Origin of the sequence: Streptococcus suis YS56 (genome assembly GCF_000440115.1) — a bacterium.
Lineage (GTDB): Bacteria > Bacillota > Bacilli > Lactobacillales > Streptococcaceae > Streptococcus > Streptococcus suis_L.
The window spans coordinates 1-9,170 of the sequence record NZ_ALMY01000064.1 but is presented as its reverse complement, the minus strand read 5'-3'; the positions used below and the strand labels follow the sequence as shown (position 1 = coordinate 9,170).

The following is a 9,170-nucleotide window of genomic DNA, read 5'->3' as shown; positions in this document are numbered from 1 at the left end:
AGGCTAAAACATCAAGATAGCGTCTCACCTTTTCGCTATCTTGTTCTTTATAGGTTGTGGTCTTTTTTTAAAGTAATATTCAATTTTTTTAGGGCTGCCCAAACTGAGGGAATACTACAGTCAAAATGCTCTGCAATTTCCCTTAAGAAAGCATCTGGATGTTCCTTGACATAGGCTTCCAAGCGGTCAAGCGGAAGTTTGCGAGGACTACGAGCTCGTGGTTTACGATTCAGATGTCCTTCATTTTTCAGCTGTGTCTCCCAACGGTACAAGGTATCGGTTCCAATACCAAATAGGTCACAGGTTTCCTTTTTTGTGTGTCCTGATTGGACATAGGCAATAACGCGTTTTCTAAAATCAATTCCGTAAGTCATAAGTCTATTTTATTATACATCAAATAAAAACTAAACAACTATAATTGGCTCTATTGACTTCAACCACTTCAATCCTTTCCCCACCAAGTAAAATCAAATGACAGTCTACACGATTTATCTTGTAGGCTTTTTTCAATGCCTCGGCATAGAGTTGCATTTGAGCTTGGTAACGTTTGCTGACTTGGTTAGGTTGGTCATACTTGTCTGTCTTGTAATCAAAGAGGACAATGTGATCATCATACAATAGGTAGCCATCGATAATCCCACGCAAGACAAATTGTTCCTGCGAAAAAGAATCTGTCTGCAAACTTGCAAATGGAGCTTCTCTGTGGAGTTTGTCCGTATTGGCTAGAATTTCTCTTCCTAAGTCTGTATCAAAGAAATCCAAAATCATTTGAACATTGATTTTGTCTTTAACCGCTTGCTCAGCATGAACAGCTTCTAGGGCTTCTCTTACCGTATCTTCTGTCACCAACCACGACAAGTCCAAACGTTGCATGAGTTCATGGACTGCTGAACCGACTTGGGCTCCAGTAATTTTTGGTTTCTTGGAGAAATCTGGCAAGTTGAAGGTCCGTTTTGGCTGGTATTTTTCCATAACTTCCATGCCTTCTTGTTCCAAGACAGGCTCATAGAGTTTCTTGATTTGACTTGGAGTGCGTAAACTTGGTAATTCGATAGCAGCCTTATAGCGTTCGTTAAGTTCTTGGACAGAAGACAACTGGTCCAAGGCCTGGGCGATATCTTCGGATTGACGAATATCTTTAAGGCTGGCGTTTTCTAGCTTATTCTTCAATGTCAGTTTACCAATCTTCTCCTCTGTCAAATCCTCGTCCGTTACAAAGACTTTCTTGAAGTGCAAGTCTTCTCCTGAAAAAGCCTCATCAATGGCTAGAATCCAGTCTTGGAAAGTCGCCATGCTTTCACGGGTTGATTGGGCAAGTACGCCTTCTTCCTTCTTACCATCATATTTTTCAGCTAACTTGTCAGCATTGCCCTTTCCAACCAGATACAGCTTCTTCTCTGCACGCGTTAGTGCAACATAAAGCAACCGCATTTGTTCTGAAAGATTGGCGATTTTTAGCTCTTGGAGATTATTTTGATAAGGAAGGGTGTTCATTAAGACTCGCACCTGAGGTAATGGACTATTTACCTTATCTTTCATATCCGCTAAATATTGAATGCCTAGACCATTTTTTCGGCTGATGATGACTGACTGGTAATGGTCTTCCAAGTTGAATCGCTTATCGATATTCATGAGGAAGACATATTTGAACTCCAAACCTTTTGACTTGTGGATGGTCATAAGCTGTACAGCATTTTGCGGTAGAAACTCTTGTACATCTGCCAAGTCCTTGTCATTTGCTAAGGCACGGTCAATCATGGCGATGAAGCGGGACAAGCCCTTGTAGCCTGTTTTTTCAAACTGGTTGGCACGCAGACCTAATGCATATAGATTGGCCTGACGCTTGCTGCCATTTGGAAGAGCACCGACATAGTCATAGTAGAATTTTTCATTGAAAATCTTCCAGATCAGGTCATAAATAGAATGCAGTTTGGCATAGGCACGCCAGTTTTCCAAAATAGACAAGAAATCCTTGATTTTCTTTTTCAACTCTCCTGACATCAGTTCAGGATGTTGTCCACTTGCTTGCTGGGCTACTTCCATTTTCTGGTAAAAGAAACCTGTCCCAGCCTGCAAGGAAATCCGTGTCAGCTCATCCTCATCGAATCGGAACATGGGCGATTTAAGCAGGGCAACCAAGGCATAGTCGTTTAGTGGATTATTGATAACCCGCAAGGTGTCCAACATGACCATAACTTCCAAAGATTGTAAGTAGGAGGCTGCTCCGCCATCTGCCACAATAGGAATCCCATGTTTTTCAAAAATGGACATAATGAGGTCATTGTGCGTCCGTTTTTGCACCAAGAGAGTGATGTCCTTGAAGTCTGCCCCTTCTTCATTGTGAAGACGAATAATTTCTTTTGCAACGACCTCAATTTCACCAGCAGTCAGAGGTGTTTCCTCCTCAGCATCCGTTGAGGAACTCGCGCTCTCCTGCTGGTCGTAAATGAAGTATTCCATCTCATGCTTGGGCTGGGCAATTTTTTGACCAGGACTACCAGCCACCAGACTGTGGGTGTCGTCATACTTGATTTCTCCTACTTGACGGTCCATCAGGCGCGTGAAAATAGCATTTGTTGCCTCCAAGACCTCAATCTGACTACGGAAGTTTTCCTTGAGCAAAATCAATTTTCCAGCCTGAGGATTTGCCTGGTACAGTTCAAATTTCTCTTGAAAAATCATCGGATCCGCCTGACGGAATCGATAGATGGACTGCTTAATGTCACCCACCATAAAGCGATTATGCCCGTTAGACAGCAGGTCCAGCATTCGCTCTTGGCTATGGTTGTTATCCTGGTACTCGTCCACCATGACTTCGTGGTATTTTTCTTGGAAAAACTGGCGGATGTCCGCATTTTCTTCTAAAATGCGAATAGCGAAATGCCCAATATCGCCAAATTCGAAAGCTGCTTCCTTGATTTTGACATCCAGATAAGCCTGCGAAAAATCCAAGACAAAGTCACGTAATAATACAAGCAGTGGCAAAGATTGAGCCTGATAATCTTTCAGAAGGGTCAATTCATAAACTTCCTGACCCAAATCTCGTAGTCCTGAAATAATCTGGCTCTTACCAGCATTGTATTCTTCTTTAAAGGCTATCAAATGCTCATCTTTTGGTCGATTGGCATTGGTCAGACCCTTACCTCTGGACTGATCATTGATGAGAAGAATTCTTTCAACCCGCTCCATCAAGTCCTTCTGGTCCAGACTATCTAAACCTGTCAACAAATCCAAAACTTCTTCCACATTGGCAAAATACTTGGCGGAACCAAAGTCATTTCTGCCCCATTCCACATGGTAGCGGAAGAAATCTACAGCTTGATAGAGCTTGTCTAAAACTTTTTCCTTAAAACCTTGCTCTAAGATCTGCTCGATACGCTCTTGACTGTACAAATCAGCTTGAACAGCCTGCTCTTTCAGCCATTTAGTTGGACTGCTCGTCGATTGGCTAAAATCATGCACCTGATAAACAACCTGACGGAAACCACTATTATCCTTACGGTTGCCCGAAAAATTGCGAACTAGTTTGCGGAATTCACCATTTTCATCCTGTTCAAGATAATCTGCAAAAAGCTGATCGAAAACCTCTTTTTTCAGACTTGCTTTTTCTGTCTCATCCTGTAAAATCCGAAACTGCGGAGAAATACCAAGGCTATAACCATAGGTTGTGACCAATTTCTGCGTAAAGGAGTCCATGGTCCCAATGTCTGCCTTGGTCAAATCTGCCAACTGGGCAGACAAATGCCGGCGCAATTCCATATCGGTCGTCTCAGCAATGGTTTCGTTGAGATTTTTTTCGATTCGCTCCTTCAACTCACCAGCCGCTTTGACTGTAAAGGTCGAGATAAAGAGCTGGTCGATTCCCACACCTCGCTTCAACTTATCCAAAATCCGTTGAACCATAACGAAGGTCTTTCCTGACCCAGCCGATGCAGAGACCAGAACATTCTGACCGTGCGTGTAGATGGCTTCAATCTGCTCAGGTGTGCGTTTTTGTTGCTTATCAGAATTGGCTTCCGCCAGCTGCACAGCCTTGATTTCTTCCGCGCTTAAAAATTGTTCAAAAGCCATTAGTCCTGACCTCCTTTCATTCGTTCCATCCAATCTTGACGCTTGGCCTCTTTGACCAACCGCCGTGCCATACCCATGTGCCGATCCGCCTCAAAACCAGTGATTGCCTTCAACTGCTCACCTGCCACCGAACGACCATCTTTGGTATAAGGGTTAATAGCAAAGCGACCATCCAGGATGTCCTTGGCAGCTTGTTTGTAGAGTTCTTGGTTGTGGTTCAATAAAACCGCAAACTCTTCTTCCGTGTAGAGTTGGTTACGAGTCTGATAAAAATGATTGAGCCCCAGACTTTCCTCCTTCAAGAAAAGCCCCTTGTAAACCAAGCTCGTATTGGCAGCTCCTTCTAGCTGTTCTAAATTCTTCGTGTCTTTTAATTTGATAATCGGATCCTGCAAATGCAAATACATAGCTCCAAAAACAGGTTTATCCTTGGTTTCATCCAGCTCTTGTAAGGCTGCCAGGTAGGTCACCAACTGAGGTTTTAGACCATTGTAAAAATCCCCAACTGAAAAAGATTGGTCGCTGGACTTGTAATCCACAACACCGACAGCCTGATTGATTTGCAAGGTATCCAAGCGGTCAATTGTACCATTTACATGCACACTCTTGCCATTTTGAAGGTCAAAAACCAGCGCCCTATCCTGACGGAAACTCTTTTCCTGACCATCAATTTCAACCAAATCATTATCCCGCAAAATAGTCGCACTGGAACGAGCAATCTTATCCAGCACCTCCTCCGTATAGCGAGCAGCCGCATCTTGGTTATAAAACATAGCAAATTCTACCTCGTCACGCGTACGCAGGATGGCCTTGTCCACTTTTTGATCAAAATCTAGATCAGATTGGTCCATGACCACTCGTTCAAAAATCCGATGCAAGAACAAACCATGCTGAAAGGCAGTCGGATGGATGGATTCTTGCTCCCGCAATCGCAGAACATTACGGACAAAGTAAAGATATTGGTTATTGTAGAAATTGGTCAAACTGGATGCAGAAAGATGGAGCGGCTTATCCTCTGGATATAAAGCAGCCAAGGTATCAGCTGCAAGCTGTTTAGAAGTTATTTCGCCAGTAATGGTCGGAATTTCAATGCCTTGCGACTCCAATTTCTTCTTCAAATGGCGAACCAATACTGTCCAGAAGGCCGTCTGCCCTTCCCATTCTTCATGTTCAAGAGAGGGTCTTTCCGACTCAATCAAACGGGATAAGAGACTCTTGTAGTGACCGATGTCTTGCGGACTAAGTGTTTTCATCCGACCACGTTCTTCGGATTTCAGCCCCATTTTTTGGAGAATCTTGATATAAGGGGAGAGACTATCTTCGCCTTCGTTATAAATCTGAGGAGTTGAAATAACTAACTGTTCCGTCGCAGCATTCAGCAGAGACATCATGGCAGCATGGTTCTTCTTGATATTCTCTCGGCTGACCAAATCAAAACGTGAAGAACTAGCCGAGACAAGATTGACTTTTTCCATCTCTTCTTCTGTCAATAGACTGGTGTTCTTGGCAACTTTTGGAAAATTGGACTGGCCCATTCCGATAGCATAAACATACTTAGCAGTGTGTGGCTCAATCAAATCATAGGATTTGACATTGACCACATCAACCGTTGCAGGAACGGTACGATAGTGACTGGCCTGCATGCCAGCCTGTAAAATAGCCAGAAAATCATCCATTTTCAATTTTTCTTTTCCGAAAATCTGATGAAAATTCTCTAGAATATGGGTAAAACTTTTCCAGACCTGCTCTTCTTTTTCTTGCTCTACTTCACTCAAATTTCGAGACATTTTTTCCATATTTTTAGGAAGCTCAATTGCCTCCAAAAATGCCATAAATTTCTCAAGCAAGGCAGTTCCAGATTGTGGTCCAGCCTTAAACAGCTGGTTCAAAGGTTCCATAATCTTAGCACGTAGGGGTTCCAAGACATTCAAATCATAGACAAGCCTTCTCTCCTTGATGACTTCAGCATCATAGTCTGCTCTGCCATTGACCGAAAAAGCCCTCGAAAAAGCAGCCTGCCCCTTCATATCCGCAAAGAGGATGTAAGACTCAAATAGGTCCAGCTCTTTTTGGGAAATGCTGGCGTACAAACCTGATTTGAGGAGATTGAGAAGATCTTCCGCACGGAAACGATAGCGGCGCAAGCGCTCCAAGGACTCCACAAAATGGACCAGGGGATGATGACTCATCTCCTCTGCCTTACCAAAATAGTAAGGAATATCATACTTGTCAAAAATCTTGCCAATCTGCAACTTGTAGCTATCCACATCACCCAAGAGCAACAAAATGTCTTTATAGCGAGCCCCTTGATGCACATGCTGGCGAATTGCCGTTGCTACCTGCTCAACTTCTTCCTTTTGGTTGACGACTTCCCATAGCTGGATTTTTTTCTTGTCTTCTTCAGTAAGCTCTATCATGGTCCCGCTGTAGTCATAATAGGCTTCCATATTCTTTGAAAATTTACCAATACTGTCCAAGACTGGCTCTTGACCAATATATGTAGCCTTGGTCTGGAATTGGGCTGATAACTGGCGCAAAAAGTCAACGTTAGCTTGATAAACATTACCTTCTATATAGGTAGCTTGCACAGCTTTCTTGCTAGCATATACACCAATCAGGATTTCCGACACCCGTTCATTTAAAGCACTTACTAAAGCTTCTTCTTCTGCCGAAAAACGAGAAAATCCGTCTACCACCAGCACAATATTCTTCAACTGCTCATCCAACTGACCAGTTTCCACCAAGCTCGTCAGCTGTGCTAACTTAGACTGATGCTCAAAACCTTCTTTGGACAAAACGTCTGTTACAGCCAGAAAAATCTTTACCAAATCAGCCTGCTTATCTGGCGATTCCATGGCTTCCAAGTCCAAAATAGACATATTTGCCCGTTGCAATTCTTTGTATAAAGCAACTAGCTGGTTAATGAACCCAAAATCTGCCTGTAAACGACCATAGACTTTCAAGTCGCCGTCTTCAAATTGCGATAGAACACGAAAGAAAATCATAGCAAGACCAACATCATCCAGTGGTTGACCTGCTTCTTTCCTATCAATCATCAAATAGCGGGCCAATTGCCCAAAACGGGTCACGATAATATCAAAAGTTGCCTGTTCAGGCAGGTATTCTAAGACCTTTCGCTCCATCTCAAAGGATAGAGAGTTTGGAGCAATGTAAAAAACTCGCTTACCTTCCTTAGCAAATTCTGCAGCAATATCCGTTAAATACTGTGTCAGAGGATTGCGAATATCTGTATAGACTAATTTCATATCAAATTCTCATACTTTCCATGAATATACTATGTCTAGTATATCAAAAATGCGTGTACAAAAAAAGGAAAGGCGAACCTTTCCTTTTAATTATTTTACCTTGATAGGAGGTTAGGAAAAATAATGTAATTAGTCTTCGTTGCGACGACGCTTACCAACAAGGGCAAGAGCTGCCACAAGCATTGCTGCACCAAGTACGCCAGCTGCTGATGAATCTTCACCAGTGTTTGGCAATTGTGCTTGAGCTGGACTAGCTACTTTTTCAACTACCGCTGGTTTAGCTGGAGATTCAGGAGTTACTGGTTGTGCTGGAGGAGTTGGTTTCGCTGGCTCTTCAGGAGATACTGGTTTCTCTGGAGTTGGCGATACCGGCTCAGGTGGTGTAACTGGCTTAGTTGGGGTTGTTGGAGTCTTAGGTGTAACTGGTACATAGTTAATTGGTGTGTCTGTACCTGGGTTTGATGGCACTGGAGGTGCAATGTAACCCTTAGATGGATCAGTTGGATCAAGTGGTTTCAATGGATTACCATTAGGATCTACTGGGACATATCCTGGAACATGTGGAATTGTTGGAACATCTGTACCTGGTTTGCTTGGATCCGTTGGATCGTTAGGGTAAACGATTGGATCTGTTGGCTGACCTGGGATATTTGGTACCCATGAACCAAGTTTCTTATAAACATAAGTAACGGTTGTTCCACCTGATGGGATCTTACCACTTGGATTTCCTTCTACTTTTTCAAGGATATATCCGTTGATAACTTTTCCACTTGTTGTGTAGTCATCGCCAACTTTACCTGGAATGTTTTCAGATGGTACCAAATCGTTACCATTTTCATCTACGTAGCGTACAACTACTTTAGATTCTTCTGGTACATAGTTGATTGGTGTATCTGTTCCTGGGTTAGATGGTACCGGTGGAGCTTCGTAACCCTTAGTTGGATCTGCTGGATCAACTGGAGTTAACGGTGTTGTTCCATCTGGTCCTACTGGGACATATCCTGGAACATGTGGAATTGTTGGAACTTCTGTACCTGGTTTAGTTGGATCAGTTGGATCATTAGGGTAAACGATTGGTTCAGTTGGCTGACCTGGAATATTTGGAATCCATGAACCGAGTTCCTTGTAAATATAAGTAACTGTTGTTCCACCTGATGGGATCTTACCACTTGGAGTTCCTTCTACTTTTTCAAGGATGTAACCGTTGATAACTTTACCACTTGTCGTATAGTCATCCCCAACCTTACCTGGAATATTTTCAGATGGTACCAATTCTTTACCATTTTCATCTACATAACGTACAACTACTGTTGATTCTTCTGGTACATAGTTGATTGGCGTATCCTCACCTGGGTTAGATGGTACCGGTGGTGCAATGTAACCCTTAGTTGGATCTGCTGGATCAACTGGAGTTAACGGTGTTGTTCCATCTGGTCCTACTGGGATATAACCTGGAATATATGGAATGGTTGGAACATCCGTACCTGGTTTAGTTGGATCATTTGGATCGTTAGGGTAAACCGTTGATGGTACTTCAATTGTTCCTGTTGGTGGTTTTGGAATCCATGAACCGAGTTCCACATATGTTACGACTTCTGCGATATTGCCAGTTGTCTCTGTGGCTGTGATGTCATCAACTGTTGTAGAAACTGCAACTGCTGTACCATTGTTTGTTGCTGTTTTGGCAATGTAACCTGATACTAATGGTAATGGATTTCCTTCAAGTTCAGAATCTGTACTTGTCCAAGCTTGCCATGTCACTTCACCTGTTACATGGTTGATTTCACCTGTACGTTCGAAGATAACTGAATTGCTTGAGCCTGCAGCTACTTC

Annotated in this window: 4 protein-coding genes; all 4 read right to left on the bottom strand. The window is 42.9% G+C overall.

The annotated features are described in order from the left end of the window. Positions 1-47: 47 nt before the first annotated feature. The gene (locus tag SST62_RS0107420) at positions 48-374 is read right to left on the bottom strand and encodes an IS630 transposase-related protein (RefSeq protein ID WP_024378845.1); all 327 of its coding nucleotides are present in this window, start codon (positions 372-374) and stop codon (positions 48-50) included. 19 nt (positions 375-393) lie between these two features. Beyond that, on the bottom strand, positions 394-4,071 hold the full coding sequence (addA, locus tag SST62_RS0107415; RefSeq protein WP_029186854.1) for a helicase-exonuclease AddAB subunit AddA: 3,678 nt from the start codon (positions 4,069-4,071) through the stop codon (positions 394-396). Further along, positions 4,071-7,337: an ATP-dependent nuclease subunit B gene (gene rexB, locus SST62_RS0107410; RefSeq protein ID WP_029186853.1), complete on the bottom strand. Its 3,267-nt coding sequence runs from the start codon at positions 7,335-7,337 to the stop codon at positions 4,071-4,073. Before rexB ends, addA begins: the two co-directional genes overlap by 1 nt. Positions 7,338-7,466: 129 nt before the next feature. After that, on the bottom strand, positions 7,467-9,170 hold a 1,704-nt coding region (locus tag SST62_RS0107405), incomplete at its 5' end, for a MucBP domain-containing protein (RefSeq protein WP_029942689.1).

Excerpts from the sequence above, each read along its gene's own strand:
- SST62_RS0107420 (WP_024378845.1), bottom strand. The coding sequence starts at position 374 with ATGACTTACGGAATTGATTTTAGAAAACGCGTTATTGCCTATGTCCAA.
- addA (WP_029186854.1), bottom strand. The coding sequence starts at position 4,071 with ATGGCTTTTGAACAATTTTTAAGCGCGGAAGAAATCAAGGCTGTGCAG.
- rexB (WP_029186853.1), bottom strand. The coding sequence starts at position 7,337 with ATGAAATTAGTCTATACAGATATTCGCAATCCTCTGACACAGTATTTA.